This is a genomic window from Algoriphagus jejuensis, assembly GCF_039523455.1.
Lineage (GTDB): Bacteria > Bacteroidota > Bacteroidia > Cytophagales > Cyclobacteriaceae > Algoriphagus > Algoriphagus jejuensis.
This window is the reverse complement of the sequence record NZ_BAAAFI010000004.1, coordinates 34,812-51,122: the sequence shown is the minus strand read 5'-3', so window position 1 is coordinate 51,122 and position 16,311 is coordinate 34,812. Positions and strand designations below refer to the sequence as shown.

The window sequence follows — 16,311 nt, the reverse complement described above, 5'->3', positions numbered from 1 at the left end:
AAGGGGGATTACCAAGGTCTCGGCATTTTTTGCTCACGAAGTGGGACAAAGACCAGTTGGTCATCGGACTCTTCGGTGTTGACAAATGGTTTGAATCTTTTCAGGGTTTCAGGGTCTTCGATGGCTTCTTTCCATTCGCAGGCATATCGCTCGACCAGTCCGTCCATTTCCTTTTCGAAGTCGGCAGCCATTCCCAGGCAATCGTCCACGACGACTTTCTTGAGGTATTCGATGCCACCTTCCAGCTTGTCCAGCCAAGGGGCAGTTCGGACCAGTGGTCCTGCGGTGCGGATGTAGTAAATGAGGAACCTGTCCAAATATTTAATGCAGGTGTCGTCGTCGAGTTGAGAAGCGAGGAGGATAGCGTGTTTAGGATTTGCTCCGCCGTTGCCGCAGACATAGAGGTTCCAGCCGCCTTCGACGGCGATCACACCAAAGTCTTTGCCACGGGCTTCGGCGCATTCTCTGATACAACCGGAGACCCCGCCCTTGAGTTTATGAGGGGAGCGGAGGCCTTTGTAGCGTTCTTCGATGCGAATTGCAAAGCTCACGCTGTCATGCAATCCAAAGCGGCACCAGGTAGAGCCGACGCAGCTTTTGACCGTTCTCAGAGATTTGCCGTAAGCATGTCCACTCTCGAATCCGGCATCAATCAATTCTTTCCAAATCATCGGAAGTTCATTCAATTGTGCGCCGAAAAGGTCGATTCGCTGTCCGCCGGTGATCTTGGTGTAGAGATCGTATTTCTTCGCTACTTGTCCCAGGACGACAAGTTTTTCAGGAGTGATTTCTCCGCCTGCCACGCGGGGCACAACAGAATAGGTGCCGTTTCGCTGGATGTTTGCTAGAAATCGGTCGTTCGAATCTTGGATAGCGACCTGCTTGTTGGCAGTTTCCATGAAGATACTGGCGAAGATCGAAGCCATGACTGGCTTGCAGATCTCGCAGCCATGTCCTTTGCCAAACTGATCCAAGGCATCGTCGTATCCTAGGGTGTTGTTCAGTTTGACGAGGTCAAAAAGCTCCTGTCTACTGTATTCGAAGTGCTCGCAGATGGTTTCTTTGACTTCTTTGCCAAGAGACTTCAGCGTTTCTTTGACGATATCCACGACCATTGGCTTGCAACCGCCGCAGCTCGTGGAGGCTTTGGTATGCTTGATGACTCCCTTGAGGTCTTGGCAGCATCCGCTTGTAATTGACTCACAGATGGCGCCCTTTGACACCGCTTCGCAAGAGCAGATCTGAGCGGAGTCCGGCAAGTCCAATACCGATCCCATAAGGCTTTTTGACTCGCCGCCTCTTGCCCCCAGGATCAGATCTTCCGCGTTTTCGGGAAGCTTCATCTCGTTGATATAGAGCTGAAAGAGCGTGTTGTAGTCGGATGAATCTCCCACCAGAATGCCGCCCAAGAGCTTGCTGCCGTCGTTGCTGATGTTGATTCTTTTATAGACGCCGCGCTGTTTGTTCTCATAGCGAATGGCGATCGCACCGTCACTTTCTATGAACGGATCTCCAAAAGAAGCCACTTCGGTACCCACCAGTTTGAGCTGGGTGGACATGTCGATGGATGGACTCATGAGTTTGGAGCCGCCTGCGATCTGATCCAGCGCCACTCCAGCCATTTCGTAGCCGGGAGCCACGAGACCGTAGATGTTTTGGTTGTAAAGGGCCACTTCGCCGATCGCATAGATACCAGGCACGGAAGTTTCCATCTTGTTGTTGACCACGATTCCGCCGCGCTCGCCGACGGCGATCCCGGAGTTTTTGGCCAACTCATCTCTCGGTCTGATGCCTGCGGAGATGATGATCATGTCCACGGGAAGGGAGGTTCCGTCAGCAAATTCGATGGATTCGAGCTCGCCGTTTCCGAAGATTTCTTTGGAATTTTTGCCCAAGTGAACCTTCAGGCCGATGCTTTCGATCTTGGATTGGAGTAGGTCAGATGCCGTCTGATCCAATTGTCTTGGCATCAACTTGCCTGCAAACTCGATGACGTGTGTCGTCATGCCGAGTTCCTTAGAAGCGTTGGCAGCCTCCAGACCAAGCAGTCCGCCACCCAATACGGCAGATTGAAATTTACCTTTCGCCTTGAGTTTCTCCGCGTAGATCTGGATTCCTTCGAGGTCTTCGATGGTTCTGTAAATGAATATTCCTTCTTTTTCCACTCCATTGATCGGAGGGACGAAGGCGGATGACCCAGTCGCGATGACCAGGTAATCGTACTCGAAGGATTCATTCTTATGGGTAATGACCTTTTTGTTCTCTGTATCCACAGACAGGATCATTTCGGAGGTCCTCAAGGTAATGCCGTTGTCCGCATACCAATCTCTAGGGGCCATGAGCAGCTCTTCGGGAGATTCCAGCGTGAAGTACTCGCTGAGGTGTACACGATCGTATGCAGGTCTGTTCTCTTCTCCGAACACCAGAATATCAAACTGATCGCGGTTGGGGTGGGCGACCAGTTTTTCGCAAAACTTGTACCCTACCATTCCATTGCCTACCAAGATTATCCTTTCCATATCTACGTATTTTGATTTAAAAGTAAGTAAATATACGTATTTATTGATTTTAAATCCAAAAGGAAAATGATTTTTCTACGTAAATTTTTAAAAAATAGCTCTGTGAACTGATTTGAAGGATAAAATATATGGGTGTTTGGTAACTAGATTCTAGAAATTTGGTAGTTATAATTGAAATCCTCGGATTTAATTTGCTAATTATTTGCCAGAAATGGCTAAAATTACATCGAATCGAGTGTGATTTTTGACTTGATGTGTGATGATTTTGATACGTAAGTAATTTTAAACCCGATCGGAAGCTTCGTTTCTGTCGCTGAAATCACCCGGCTTTTCTATCTTTGGGCGATGAAATTTTTGTCCCTGCTCGTAGGAGTATTTGTCTTATACCTTTCCATAATGCCTTGCTGCGGTGCGGAGGAACCTTGTCTTGAGTTGCAAGATGATACTGAGGAAGCTTCCCAGGCGAATCACGATACAAACACTAAATTACCCTGTTCCCCATTTTATTCCTGCGGATCCTGTCTGGGATTTGTTTCCGAAGGAGCACCGGATTTTACCCTCGATTTTCAATCAAATGGATTCAGATATGAGGCACCTCATTTGATCTTGACCAAGTCAACGGGCTTTTTTTCCTCGCTGATGAAGCCACCCAGCGTTTCTGCCACCAAGTCTCCCTTGTGACGCTCTCCTTAAATAAGAAGAGATCGATTTCCATTCCACACATTTTAGAATTCTACCAATGACAAAATATATTTTGGCCTGTCTGGCTATGTTTTGGGCAAATGATATTTACTCCCAAAACACCTACCGCGCTATCGTAAAAAACCATGAAACCAACGAGACTCTCCCTGGAGCCAGCGTGCAGCTACTTGAATTGGCAAAAGGAAGTATCACAGACCAAAACGGCTTGGTTCTGCTGGAAGACGTTCCAGATGGCACATTTACGCTGGAAGTCCGCTTTTTGGGCTTCGAGACGATGAAAATCAAAAAGACTTTTCCGCTAGGAAATGCGGAGAAACCGGAGGAGCTTTTTCTCCACAATCATGAAGATGAGCTAGAGGAACTCGTGGTGCAATCCATCCGGAGTTCCCGCCTGATCGAGGATGTGCCGACCCGGGTGGAGATCATCGCGGGAGAGGAACTCGCCGAAAAAGGTAACATGAAGCCCGGCGATATCCGCATGCTGCTCAACGAGAGTACGGGTATTCAGACCCAGCAAACCTCCGCGACGAGCTACAACTCCAGCATCCGGATTCAGGGGCTGGACGGCAAATACACCCAGCTTCTTCGAGATGGACTGCCGCTCTACTCGGGCTATTCCGGTGGGCTCAGTCTGATGCAGATCGCGCCGCTCGACTTGGCTCAGGTCGAAGTGGTCAAAGGTTCGTCCTCGACGCTCTATGGCGGCGGTGCGATTGCTGGCTTGGTCAATTTGATCTCTAAAACCCCCGGGGAAGAAGCGGAACTGGGCGTGTTGCTGAATGGCACCTCAGCGCTAGGTTTGGATGCCAGCGCCTTTTATGCTGAGAAATTCGGCAAGATCGGCACTACTGTCTTTGCTTCCTATAATAAAGGTACGGCCTACGACCCGGCGGATATCGGGCTGACGGCGATTCCGAAGTTTGACCGATTTACGCTGAACCCAAAGTTGTATTGGGAAATGGGCGAGAAATCAAACCTGATTTTGGGAGTAAACCTGATGCAGGAAGATCGGCTAGGAGGGAATATTGCCTACATCGACGGTGAAGAAGTCACGGATCCTTATTTTGAGGAAAACCTGACCGAGCGGGTTTCCACCCAGCTAGACTACCGATTTCAACTGCATGAGAAAACTACGCTGAATGTCAAAAACAGCTTTAGCTTTTACGACCGAAGCATGGAGATTCCGGACTATCAGTTTTCGGGTGATCAGAGTTCATCGTTTTCCGAGGTCAATCTTTCTCAAGTCCGAGCAAACACAGAATGGATAGGCGGGGTCAATTTCTGGTCGGATAGTTTTACCCAGCGGGAAGGAAATCCGGATGAGCCGTTGGATTATCAATTGAATACGTTTGGGGTCTTCGTCCAGAAAATCTGGAGCGTGTCGGAGCAATGGACGCTGGAGTCAGGTTTTCGGGTTGACTGGCAGGAAGACTATGGGGTATTTGCCCTGCCGAGGGTTTCTGCGATGTACGAGCCGAGCGAGCTGCTGACTTTCCGCCTTGGCGGCGGATTGGGATATAAGCCTCCGACGGTTTTTTCTGAGGATGCGGAGCGTCTACACTTCGAAAATATCCTCCCGATAGATCCGGCGAAAGTCCATGCCGAGCGTTCTGCCGGGGCAAACCTAGACGCGAATTACCGCTTAGCGCTAGGAGAGGAGCTCACGTTGAATATGAATGCCTTGCTGTTTTACACCAAAATTCAAGATCCGCTCTTGCTCGTGGAAACGGGTCAAGTCTACGAGTTTCAACAGCCAGAAGGCCAATTAGCGACTCAAGGACTGGAGGTCAACCTCAAGTGGGAGTACAAAGACTTCAAACTGTTTGTCGGGTACACTTTTGCGGATGTAGCTCAGCGCTACAACGACGTCAATCAAATCTATCCTTTGGTAGCCAAAAATCGGCTGAACAATGTGCTGATGTGGGAGAAGCACGAGAACTTTAGGGTAGGATTGGAAGCTTATTATTTCAGCCCTCAGCTTCTAAATGACGGAGAGACCGGGCAGGCCTACTGGATCATGGGTTTGATGACTGAGAAGTATTTTGGTGAGAGGACTTCTGTGTTTTTGAACTTCGAAAACTTTCTGGATGCCCGGCAGACTAAGTTTGACACGATCTTCACCGGATCGATCAGCGATCCAGTGTTTAGAGATATCTATGCGCCAGTCGATGGATTTGTGATCAATGGCGGAGTGAAAATCAGAATCTTGTAACCAGTCGACAGGGTTTTAACCTTAGTAAATAGTTCGATTTCGGCCTTCAATAGAATATCCTGCCTTTCAGGGGCGGGATATTTTTTTAATTGAATGCTGTAGCTTATTTTTTCCAAGCCTACCAAGTTTTCGAACCGAACACTCGGCGACTCATTCGATGCGAATTCCAGATCCAACTGCTCAACTTTTCACTTTCAAAGAGTCGGTGGTTTTTTAGGGAGATTCCCTTTCGCTACATGATTCCAGCTATTCCGATTTTTGGTTGAACTTTCTTCCCAAAAACCCGTTTTGCAGTCAGAGCCACATCAGAAACCATTTGTCATTTTAGACGTCTGTATTTTAGATTAGGGAACTTTTGACGTTTTTCAATTTGGGAAATCCGTTTTTTTGTGGTTATTAATGAAAAATACCCAATGCAGGGTATCTTTCGACCAACTCAGTTCTCTAGCTTTGTGGTAGTTAAAACTTTTGAAGAACGCTAAACTTTTTATGCGCTATGACCAACACAACATGTAGAAACACGAATCCTTTTCTCATCCAAAACCTCGGTGTTAAATCCGAATCTTTTAAAAAGGGTGACAAAGCAGTAGGTTCTAATTTTTGGAACGGGAAAAAATGTTTCAAATGCAATCCATCAGATCAGTTGAAAATGGAATCCAGTTCAGGCGACCAAATTTTTTCAGCTAATCAGAAACCTGTGGGTTCGGCAAAGGATACGAAGCCTGAGGAAACCTCGAAGTTCATCCTTGATTACATTCCTCTTTGCTGTGAAGAAGATCTGGAATTGATTGCATTTTATTTTGCACAAGATGATCAGAAGAAATCAAGCTGAGAATTTCTTAATTGTCACAGGACTGCAGTACGCCACCTTTCGGCGGTGAGCCAAAAATCCAAGGTGGATGAGCTAGCTGAGACGTGGTGTACTGTCAAATCTAAGACAGGTATTTCTTTTTGTAGACCAAAGGAGTCATCCCGGTAATTTTATTGAAATGACGGTAGAAATTTGACACGTTGTTAAAGCCGCACTCGTAGCAAATCACCTCAATAGGCAACTTGTCTTCTATCAAGGCCCGGCAGACGTTGGAAATTCGGATTTCGATCAAAAATTCGAAAAAGGTTTTGTTGGTCATTGTTTTGAAATACCTGCAGAAGCTGGAGACACTGAGATTGGCGACTGCGGCGATCTTCTCCAAACTGATTTCATCCGGATAGTGCGCAAGTACGAAGCTGTATATTTTGTCCAATCGCTGCATCTCTGAAATGTTGCCAAGATGGCTGTTGGCGTATCCTGGTGAAATCGTTTCGTATTCAGAACTCGACTCAAGTATCTGAAGTATTTTTAAGAGATAAATCAACCGTTCCAATTGTCCGGCTTTTGCGGTCTTGTATAAGATCTTCGCTAGTTTTTTTTTCGTATCGCCGTAGATAATCATCCCTTTTTTTGCCTTTTCCAGCAAAGCCGGTATACACTGCGTTTCTGGAAGTCCTAAAAAATCTTTCCCAAAACAAGTTGAAAGGAATTGCAGCACAAATGCTTCGATTTCCACCTCAGGATTTCCCTGAAAATAGGCTTCAGAACAACGCCAGGTGTGCGGAAGGTTTTCGCCCAATAAGATCATATCTCCATCTGAAAAAGTACTGACTGTATCTCCTATGTACTGTGTCCCGTGGCCTTTCACGATGTAGTGCAATTCCAACTCAGGATGGAAATGCCAAAGCGTTCCAAAATTTGGCCGTTTATCATGTCTTATGCTAAATGAATTGGCAGAAGTGAGTGGGACTTTATGAAAATGAGGCTTCATGGATTATTCGTTGTTCAATTCTTCGTTCGCTTGTTTCTCAATAGCTCACGAATCTTTAAGGTTGTAGGATTTGAAATTAATTACCGGACGAAATCGATTACGTTAAGGATTATTTGGGTGATATCATGGTAAGATAGTACAATATTTTGGCAGAATGTAATAAGAGCAGAGGTAGGTTTTGGTCCATATTTGTTTGGATGATTTGATTCATCCAAGATTTAATAGGAAAATCAGTGGAAGAAAGAGTTGGAAACAGCATGCACGGCTTGCTGTTCTGAGGTCAAATCCAGCGGTTCGTGACTCTTCCAGATCATGCCAAAAAAGTAGAAAAGTGATGATATAGACAATCCATTCACCCAGTGTTTAATCGAATACGCAACCCAAAAACCTAAAGATATGAACGTAAAACTACTTGATTTTAGGAGGTATTTATTGATGACAACGCTCTTGCTCTTTTGGGCAATGGCTACCTCAAATACCTCGCTCGCGCAACAACGGACAGTCACTGGAACTGTGACTACCGAAGACAATCCCTTGGGGTTACCAGGAGTGAACGTTTTATTAAAGGGCACCGCCACTGGGTCTGTGACGGACATCGATGGTAAGTACACCCTCGATGCACCAGAAACAGGCGGGGTTTTGGTTTTTTCCATGATAGGATTTCAGTCTGTAGAAGAGGAGATTGGCAATAGGTCGGAGATCAATCTGGTTATGGTAGAAGATATTGCCGGATTGGAGGAGGTAGTCGTGGTAGGATATGGCACGCAGGTGAAGAGGAACGTCACAGGTTCGATTGCCTCGGCGGATTTGACCAGGAGCAACGATGATGTCACAGTGACAGAAGCCATGGTTGGAGTGCCTGGAGTACAATTTACAGAGACAGGACGGCCTGGTCAGGTAGGGAATATCCTGATCAGAGGACAGAATTCGCTAAGCGGGTCAAACAGCCCATTGATTGTGTTGGATGGAATAATTTTCAGTGGAAACCTCAACGACATCAGCCCTCGGGATATTCAGTCGATGGAGATTCTGAAAGATGCGAGTTCGACAGCTATCTATGGTTCAAGAGCAGCCAACGGCGTTATTTTGATTACTTCAAAAGCGGGAACTTCTGAGACTCCGGTCATTAGCATCAATACCTACACCGGCGTTTCAGAATGGGGTTCGGAACTCAAATTACTCAGCCCGGAACGATATATTCAGCGCAGGTTGGATTGGAGAACGCAATCAGGCTTACCAGCTGATCCAGCTTCTATCGGCAATTACATTTCTGCGACAGAGGCGGCCAATTTGGAAAATGGGGTATCGCTCGATGGTTGGGATGAGATTTCTCAACAGGGTAGAACAAGTTCATTGGATCTCAATATTTCAGGCAAGTCCAAGTCCACCAATTACTTTCTGAGTGCATCGATCAGTGATGACGAGGGCCTGATCTATAACGACAATCAAAAGCGAAGCACATTTCGTGCAAATATCTCTACTACCATCAAGCCTTGGTTGCAAATCGGTACCAATACGATGTTCTCCCATAGAGACCTCTCTGGCATAAGTGCGAGTCTTAACGATGCATATCGCGTGAGTCCCTTGGGTACCATGTATTACGAGGACGGTTCGCCTACCCAATTCCCCGTGCCTGACGAACAGGCAGCGGGAAACCCGATGAGAACTTCTTTGTTGTCAGATAACAATGAAATAAGAGAGAACTTGTTCAGTAATTTCTTTGCCAAATTGGACGCACCGTTCTTAGAGGGTCTTTCCTATCGCGTGAATTTTTCTCCCAGTTTCCAATGGAATCACGACTACAACTTTGTCCGTCAGGACAAAAACGTATCGTTCAACAGCACCTCAGCGAGAAAAGCCAATGAGCGACAGTACAACTGGGTATTGGAAAACATCCTGACTTATAATAAAAGCATCGGTGAAGATCACAACTTCGATGTTACCCTACTTTTTGGAAGAAATCATGTGGAAGCTGAGTCTACCCTGGCTACAGGTGAGCAGTTCAATGTAGACGTACTTGGATACAATAACCTCGGTTTGGGCGAAATTCAGCGGATCAGTTCTTCTGCTTTTTCGGTAGATATGATCTCGTATATGGCGAGGGTAAATTATCAGTTTAAGAACCGGTATTTGTTGACACTTACTGCAAGAAAGGATGGGAGTTCTGTCTTTTCTGTAAACAACAAGTACGCGACGTTCCCATCTGGCTCGATCGCCTGGATCCTTACTGATGAAGGATTTATGAAAAACATGGAGCGCGTGGATATGTTGAAGCTGCGAGTTTCATATGGATCGGTAGGAAACCAAGCGATTGAACCCTATCAATCATTGACTCTGTCCTCAACAGCCAGGTATGTCTATGGCGATGGGGGTGCAAGTAGTTTGGGGGTGATCACGTCCACCTTAGGAAACGATGACTTGACTTGGGAAACCACCACTACCGCAAACCTTGCGATGGATTTTGAATTTTTCCAAAGAAGGATTTCAGGCACTTTCGAATTTTATAACAGCAATACAGAGGATTTGCTGGTGCGGAGAAATATTCCGGTTATGAATGGCTATACCAGTATCCTGACCAATGTCGGCGATGTAAATAACAGGGGAATTGAGCTTTCCCTGACTACTGACAACATTCGCAAGCCGAAATTCAACTGGAGCACAGATTTTACTTTTTCTTACAATCAAAACAAGATTGTTCATTTGTTCAATACTGACCTCGACGAAGACGGACAAGAAGATGATAATATCGCCAATAGTTGGTTTATCGGACAGCCGATCAATTCTTATTATGACTATGTGTTTGATGGGATCTATCAAGTCGGAGATGATGACATCCCCGCCGGATCGCAGCCGGGCTTTGTGCGGGTAAAGGATCTTAACGGAGACGGAGTGCTTAATCCGGACGACCGGACGGTGGTTGGTTCTGGAAATATTCCCAAGTATCAATTTGGTCTGAGAAACAACTTTAATTATAACAACTTCTCTCTCTCCATTTTCATCAATGCAATGCAGGGTTGGATCGCACCATTTAATCTGATCAACCCTTTGGTACCGGGAAGAAGTTTGAACCAAATAGATGCCGGCTGGTGGACTGCAGAGAACCAATTAAACACCCGGCCTTCTCTTTTATATACCAATCCGCTGAATACGAGCTGGTATAGTAGCAGAGATTTCGTGCGACTGAGAGACGTGACGTTTTCTTACGATTTGAATCAAACCGCACTGGACAAGCTGAAGTTGAATGGGGTGAAGGTGTATGTGACAGGAAAGAATTTGGCTACGCTAACCGACTGGTTGGGAACTGATCCTGAAAATGGGGGCGCCTATACCAGTTCTCAGGGGAATAATAACCTCTATCCTATGCCCAAGACATTTTTAGTGGGGTTGAATGTTTCATTCTAATCCTGAATTCTTACTCGTAAATGACTAGACAGATGAACAAATTGACTATAAATATAAATTGGAAAAAGGCTCTTGGAATGTGCTTGTTGGTTTCAGTAGTTGGATGTAACGACGACTTCTTATATGAGCAGCCGTATTCATCTTTAAGTGCCGACAATACGCTTGTTTCAATTGCCGGATTTGAGACTTATATGACTGGATTATCGTGGGCGGCTAGAGAGGAATATTCTCAGGACGACAACACGTTTTTTATCACCAACTTTCCAGGAACTGATGTGGGAGAGGACGCGGGTGCAGAATATTTTACTTATAGAAACTGGATATCATATCTGACCTCGGTCACTCCGGAAGTCAGTACCAATTGGAATTGGGCCTATAGTAAGATGCTTCCCCAGGCAAATACCGTGATTGTGTATGCGAACAAAGAGTCTAACAAAGGAATTTGGCAAAATGAGGCTCAAAAGAATGCAGTGATCGGTGAGGCTAGGTTCTACAGGGCCTACACCCATAACTTCTTGGCGAATCTCTATGGGGGCGTGCCTTTGGTCGACACCATTCGCAATGTCCCCCAATTTGATTTTGAGCGGAAGGATCGGAAGGAAGTGTATGAGTCCGCCAAGAAAGATTTGGAATTTGCCTCGCAGTGGTTAAAGCCTGCAGCGCAGACTTTGCCCGGAAGGATATCCAAGGGAGCAGCGGACCACCTGCTGACAGAGGTCTATATCAGTTTGGGACAATATTCGGATGCGATCGCAAGTGCTTCCAGAGTAATCAACTCCGGCGACTATCAACTGATGAAAGCCCGATTTGGCAGCAGCAAGGACAATCCAGGAGACGTTTTTTCTGATTTGTTTCGGGATGGCAATTACAACAGAGGCTCTGGAAACATGGAGTCAATCTATGTTTGGCAGTTTGAGAGTTTCACCGCTGGAGGTGGTGGCACTCGGGACGGAAATCAGGGAGTCAGGAATTTTGGGCCATTCTTCGTCAGAATCCTGGATCCTGACGGTGTTCCCAATGTTCCGACCGATGAGATGGGCAGAGGAGTTGGAAGGGTGAGAGGAACTGAATTTGCGCTGTATGACATTTGGGATGATCCAAACGATATTCGGAATTCAGAATTTAACATGCGTAGAGATTTTCATTTCAACAATCCGAAATCGAAGTATTTCGGACAATTGGTACCTGCTAGAACCACTGCGGAAGATACCCTTCGCAGCATGTATTCTTATCCCAGGAAGATTGAAGGATTACCCTGGAATCTGAACAATACCTCCGGGCGGACTTCCAAAGATGTCTATGTGTACCGACTAGCGGAGACTTACCTTCTTCGGGCGGAAGCCTATTTCAGAAATGGCGACTTGCAGAAAGCTGCAGATGATTTGAACGCATTAAGAGCTCGGGCTAACGCAAGTCCTATTTCGGCAGGCGATGTCACTCTTGATTTCATTTTGGAAGAAAGAGCCCGTGAATTGTTGTTTGAAGAGCCAAGAAGGCGCACGTTAATCCGTATGGGGAAACTGGTAGAACGAGTGAGAAAATACGGACTTTTAGAAAGCTCCCGTAATACCGTTCAAAATCACAATGATTTATGGCCTATTCCTCAAGTAGCGATCGACGCAAACTTCGCCAAAGATTTGGTACAAAATCCCGGATATTAAAAACTGAAAAAATGAATTTTAAAATGCGCTTTACATTCATCGGATTGCTAGCTGCACTGATCCCTCTTTTTGGTTATGCACAACAAGCTCCCAACGATATCACAGGGAAATTTTACTTGCCGCCCATCGCCAAACCAGGCGAAGGGGCGCTGCTGAAAGCCGAGTTGATTTATTCACTTGACAATCGGCCAACTCCGGAAGTACACGCGTCGACCTTGATCGAAACGCCCGAGGGCATCCTTGCGGCATTTTTCACAGGAACCCACGAAAACAATCCTGACGTGGGAATCCGAGTCACACGTCTTGAAAATGGCAAGTGGACTTGGCCTGAGGAAGTCGCGAACGGCGTGCAAAATGATACACTCCGATACCCGTGTTGGAACCCTGTGCTCTTTCAGCCAGAGGGCAAACCGCTGATGCTGTATTATAAAGTGGGTCCGAGCCCGACTACTTGGTGGGGCATGTTGATGACCTCAGGGGACAATGGAAGGACTTGGTCGGAGCCCAAAAAACTTGGTGAGGATCCCAAAATTGGACATATCATCGGTCCGGTCAAAAACAAACCCGTGCAACTCAAGTCGGGAAGGATAATCAACCCGACGAGTTTGGAATACATCATCAACCAGCGGGAGCAGGACTGGATGGTCTATTTTGAAATCAGCGATGACGGGGGAGAGACTTGGAAGATGATTGGGCCCGTACATGACGGAGTGAAGTTTGACGCGATCCAACCAAGCATCCTGACATATCCTGACGGGAAAATTCAGGCAATATCCAGGACGAAGCAAAACGTGCTTTCGCAAATCTGGTCAGAAGATGAAGGTGAAACTTGGGGAGAAATGACTGCCTTGGCTCTGCCCAATCCCAATTCAGGGACAGATGCAGTGACCTTGGCTGACGGGAGACAGTTGCTGATCTACAATCACTCAACCAAAGAAGGCGAGCAGCCCAAAGGCAGAAACATCCTGAATCTTGCAATTTCAAACAATGGAATATACTGGACGCCGGTGATGACCTTGGAAAATGTGCCTATTGAAGATGGCTATGCCTATCCCGCAATCATCCAGAGCAACGACGGATTGGTTCACCTCACGTACACCTACAATAGAAGATCGGTGAAGTACGGGGTGATTGATCCCTCGAAAATCAAACTGTAAGCTTTACTTAAAAAAAAATGAGAGATATAAAAGGAGTGTTTCTGGGGCTTGTTATTGCTGTGGTAGCAGAGATACCTTTAGCAGAAGGCCAGCAAAAAGATAAATTCATCGAGCACAAGGTCGTCTTTCAGGAAGATGGCAAATATGCGGGTTGGCCAGCGAATCATGGCATTTGGGGCTGGGGTAATGAGATCTTGGTTGGCTTTGTTGAAGCTCCCTTCAAGCAGACGCAGCCAGGCCTCCATACCTATGATCCGAAATTAGCCGAAAACCAATACGCCCGAAGTATGGATGGGGGCGAGACTTGGGCTATTCAGGATGCGTATTCCATAGGGCAGACCGCCTGGGGCCACGACAACAACATCACGCCCGATCGCGCCAAAGTTCCTGCTGTGCTAAAGGAGCCGATGCCAGACTTTACCTCAAAGGACTTTCTTCTAACCTTCCTGAGACATAATAACCACGATGGACCTAGCCATTTTTATTATTCAAAGGATAAAGGCGCTCATTGGGAAGGGCCGTACGTGTTTCCAAATCTCGGAACCGCTGGCTTTGCAAATCGAACGGACTATCATGCGGAAGGAAAGCAAAGCCTGAGTGCTTTTGTCACCACGGCAAAGTCGAACTCGAAAGAAGGAAGAGTTGGTTTTGTGAGGACGACCGATGGTGGACTCAACTGGAATTTTGTTTCTTGGGTCACCGCCGAGCACGGAGGATTTGATATCATGCCTTCCTCGATCAAGCTGGATGAAAACACCTGGCTGACTACCATCCGAACCCGACTGGAAAACGGGCAAAATCTCATTTCGAGCTACCTGTCCAAAGACAACGGAAATACCTGGAATAGATTGAAAGATCCCGCTCCGGATACCGGAAGAGGTGGATCACCACCGGCCCTGGTCAAATTGAAAGACGGCAGATTGGCATTGGGTTACATTCACCGGAGTGATTTTGGATCGCGGGTGCATGTTCGCTTTAGCTCGGATAATGGAGTTTCTTGGTCTGATGAGATCATTCTGCGTAGCGGAGACGATGCCAACAGAGATGTGGGATACCCGCGCATGATCCAGCGGGCCGACGGGAAGCTGGTGATGATTTACTATTGGAACAATGCCAATGGAAAAGACGCCAAGCCCTATCGGTACATTGCTGCGACGATATTTGATCCTGAGGAGTGGAAGTAGATCGTTCCGATTTTAATCTCAGGTCAGTCTCATCAATCCCATTATCTATGTCTGGATTTTCAAAATTCAAATCACCCCTACAAGGTGTGATTCCACCAATGATCACTCCTCTAAATGCAGACGGATCTCTTGATTCGAATGCGGTGCAGAAGCTGATCGAGCACCTGATCGCTGGAGGAGTCCATGGCATTTTCATCTTGGGGACGACCGGCGAATTTTCAGGTTTGAGCTACAGCGTTCGAAAAGATTTGGTATCTCAAACCTGCGAACTGGTCGCTGGAAGAATACCGGTTTTGGTTGGCATTACGGACGTAGCTGTGGAAGAAAGTATAGACTTGGCCAATTGCGCTGCGGAAGCCGGAGCTTACGCTGTGGTTGCTGCTCCGCCTTTCTACATGAGCATTGATCAGCAGGAACTGTACACTTACTTTACCCAACTGGCGGATGCGATTTCCATACCCATGTTTCTATACAACATGCCATCGCATACCAAGCTTACCATCGAAGTGGATACCGCGGTCAGACTAGCTGCCCACGAGCGCATCATCGGTTTGAAAGATAGCTCGGCACATGCGGTGTACTTTCAGTCGCTCTGCCACGCATTTAGAGAGCAAAAGGATTTCGTGCTGATGGTTGGTCCTGAGGAAATGATGGCCGAAACTGTACTGATGGGTGGATTTGGAGGAGTTTGTGGCGGAGCAAATCTTTATCCACAACTGTATGTCGCACTGTACGAGGCTGCCAAAAGCAAGGATTTTGAAAAAATCCGAACGTATCAGAGCTGCGTGATGGAAGTCAGCAAAAACGTCTACACGCTGGGGGGATATAAATCGAGCTACATGAAAGGATTGAAAACTTCGTTGTCCTTCAAGGGGCTTTGCCAAGCAAATTTTGCTCCACCACTTTATCCTTTTTCGACTGCGGAGGTGGAGGAGCTGAGGGGAAGATTTGATCTAGTCAATGCCAAGATTGCTGCGGAGAAAATTTGAAGTAGTAAGCCCTCAGCTCGTCTTTTTGTGATTATAAGTCTCCAGAGAATTGAGTGCGATTGCAAAACCGACTAGGTATAGAAATTCAGGTTTTCGCTGTATTATCATCTAATTTTAAGTAAAAAAACGCTCGCCGATTCAAATGAATGCCGATCAGAATTAGCTTAAATGACAGCTGGGGTTTTTCTCTTGGGGATTGCGATCCACCCGCTAGTTGACGCTCAGCCGCTAGCCGCTGAGCCAGGTCTAGCCCTCGCTGGAACTTACAAACAGAAATTGGTCAAAGGCGTTGTTTCTGACGAAACGGGGCAAGGTCTCCCAGGTGCGACGGTCATTGAAAAAGGAACCACCAACGGCACGGTCTCTGATGCCAATGGTGAGTATCAACTGTCGGTGGCGGACGACGCTGTATTGGTGTTCTCTTTTATCGGCTATCAGACTGTTGAGATGCCCGTAGGCGACAGAGATGTGTTAGGTGCCCTGCCCATCCCGCTAAGCGAGGTTGAAAAGACAGGAATACTACAGAACTATGGCTATTAATAAGGTGAATAGATTGGGTTGATAATGAAAGGCCGGGGTGGAATCCCCGGTTTTTTTGCGATGTAGCAGCCCCTTGATCCTTTATGCTTATCCGCTTTTATGCCCATTTCTGAATTGGTCTATCCAAATCAACCTCCGGCTTT

Annotated in this window: 10 protein-coding genes; 8 read left to right on the top strand and 2 right to left on the bottom strand. The window is 46.7% G+C overall.

Annotation, left to right across the window (positions count from 1 at the left end; all coding sequences use genetic code 11):
• Positions 1–8 precede the first annotated feature (8 nt).
• A complete protein-coding gene (gene nirB, locus ABD031_RS05725; RefSeq protein ID WP_343849355.1) occupies positions 9–2,519 on the bottom strand; it encodes a nitrite reductase large subunit NirB in 2,511 nt (836 codons plus the stop codon).
• Between the two features lie 739 nt (positions 2,520–3,258).
• Between nirB and ABD031_RS05720 the strand changes: the two genes are divergently transcribed.
• Positions 3,259–5,433, top strand: coding sequence for a TonB-dependent receptor (locus ABD031_RS05720; RefSeq protein ID WP_343849353.1), 2,175 nt, complete (start codon positions 3,259–3,261; stop codon positions 5,431–5,433).
• Between the two features lie 496 nt (positions 5,434–5,929).
• Positions 5,930–6,265, top strand: a complete 336-nt coding sequence (locus tag ABD031_RS05715) for a hypothetical protein (protein ID WP_343849351.1) — start codon at positions 5,930–5,932, stop codon at positions 6,263–6,265.
• A 100-nt stretch (positions 6,266–6,365) separates the two neighbouring features.
• Here the strand turns inward: ABD031_RS05715 and ABD031_RS05710 are convergent, their stop codons facing one another.
• Complete coding sequence (locus ABD031_RS05710; protein ID WP_343849349.1) at positions 6,366–7,235, bottom strand: AraC family transcriptional regulator; 870 nt, start codon at positions 7,233–7,235, stop codon at positions 6,366–6,368.
• A gap of 396 nt (positions 7,236–7,631) precedes the next feature.
• On the opposite strand from ABD031_RS05710, the gene ABD031_RS05705 reads away from it, so the two are divergent.
• From ABD031_RS05705 to ABD031_RS05680, 6 genes are all read left to right on the top strand, one after another.
• Positions 7,632–10,637, top strand: coding sequence for a SusC/RagA family TonB-linked outer membrane protein (locus tag ABD031_RS05705; protein ID WP_343849347.1), 3,006 nt, complete (start codon positions 7,632–7,634; stop codon positions 10,635–10,637).
• A gap of 20 nt (positions 10,638–10,657) precedes the next feature.
• A complete protein-coding gene (locus tag ABD031_RS05700) occupies positions 10,658–12,298 on the top strand; it encodes a RagB/SusD family nutrient uptake outer membrane protein (protein WP_343849344.1) in 1,641 nt (546 codons plus the stop codon).
• Positions 12,299–12,309: 11 nt separating this feature from the next.
• On the top strand, positions 12,310–13,455 hold the full coding sequence (locus tag ABD031_RS05695) for a sialidase family protein (protein ID WP_343849342.1): 1,146 nt from the start codon (positions 12,310–12,312) through the stop codon (positions 13,453–13,455).
• 17 nt (positions 13,456–13,472) lie between these two features.
• Positions 13,473–14,639 (top strand): sialidase family protein, encoded by a 1,167-nt coding sequence (locus ABD031_RS05690; protein ID WP_343849340.1) that lies wholly within the window; start codon positions 13,473–13,475, stop codon positions 14,637–14,639.
• A 47-nt stretch (positions 14,640–14,686) separates the two neighbouring features.
• Positions 14,687–15,628: a dihydrodipicolinate synthase family protein gene (locus ABD031_RS05685; protein WP_343849338.1), complete on the top strand. Its 942-nt coding sequence runs from the start codon at positions 14,687–14,689 to the stop codon at positions 15,626–15,628.
• A gap of 168 nt (positions 15,629–15,796) precedes the next feature.
• Complete coding sequence (locus tag ABD031_RS05680; protein ID WP_343849337.1) at positions 15,797–16,168, top strand: carboxypeptidase-like regulatory domain-containing protein; 372 nt, start codon at positions 15,797–15,799, stop codon at positions 16,166–16,168.
• The last annotated feature ends 143 nt before the right edge of the window (positions 16,169–16,311 follow it).